At 62.3% G+C, this 936-nt stretch carries 1 pseudogene; it reads right to left on the bottom strand.

The window, feature by feature from the left end:
* Positions 1–936 (bottom strand): annotated as a pseudogene (locus HMPREF9007_RS00095) (hypothetical protein); the annotation flags it as partial.

Raw genomic sequence — 936 nt, 5'->3', positions numbered from 1 at the left:
GGTGGTGGGGTCGGTGGTCTCGGCTATCACGTAGATGTCGCTCGTGCCGGAAAGGAGGTATTTCGTCAGGTCGAGCGTGTACGTGCCCTTGCTCACATCCTGAACCGTCTCCGAATAGGTGGTGGTGGCGCCGCGCCTCACCTGGACGGTGATTTTCGCTTTCTGGCCGGTACTCTCGCCCTTCTCGTCGCCGCTGCCGTACTGGTGGTCGTAGGTATAGGTCAGCCTTACCGGGTCGCCTTCCTTGACGGTGGGCTTGTCAACACTTGCGCCAAGCACTATCTTCGTCGTGCTGCCCTCACCGCCGCCACCGCCGCCTCCGGCAGGGATGTCGAAACCGGTCACCTCGACGCCGCTTTTGTTCTTCAGGCTCACGTGGACGGTGGTCTCGTCGTCGCTCAGTTCGGCGGAGCTGTCGAAGATGGTGTTTGCTTCCACCTCGCCCAGCTTGGCCGCCACGGCACGGTTCTCGACCGGGTTCGTGCTTTCGGCGTTCAGGCTCTCGTCAACCTCCAGCTTATCGATGGTCAGGCTCACGTTGCCCTCCGCATCGGGGATTTGCTTCTCACCGTTCACCGTCAGGCTCTTCATCGTGCCGGCCCCGCCGAAATCCTCCCAGCTCGCGGCCTGTTCCCAACTCTCCACGCTCGTGCCGGTGAACTGTTTCGTCTCCCATCTGCCCTGCGCGGCCTCGTAGGTGATGCAACGGCCCTTGTGCCGGTATTTCACGTTTACGGCGGCGATGGCCGTCTCCAGGGTATAGTAGCCGTTCTCCAGCGGAACCTCCTCCGTCACGTTGTACGTGTTGCCGCCGCTACCCGTACCGCCGGGAATGTCGGTGGAGGTGATTGCCTGCCCGTTACGGCCCAGGATGGTCAGTTTCACCGTGTCGTTCTTCTCGTCAGGGACGGCTGTCATGCTACCCACCAGGCTGCC

The organism is Bacteroides sp. 1_1_14, assembly GCF_000162515.1.
Lineage (GTDB): Bacteria > Bacteroidota > Bacteroidia > Bacteroidales > Bacteroidaceae > Bacteroides > Bacteroides thetaiotaomicron.
Note: the sequence above shows the minus strand (reverse complement) of the source record. Positions and strands in the feature narration are given on the sequence as shown.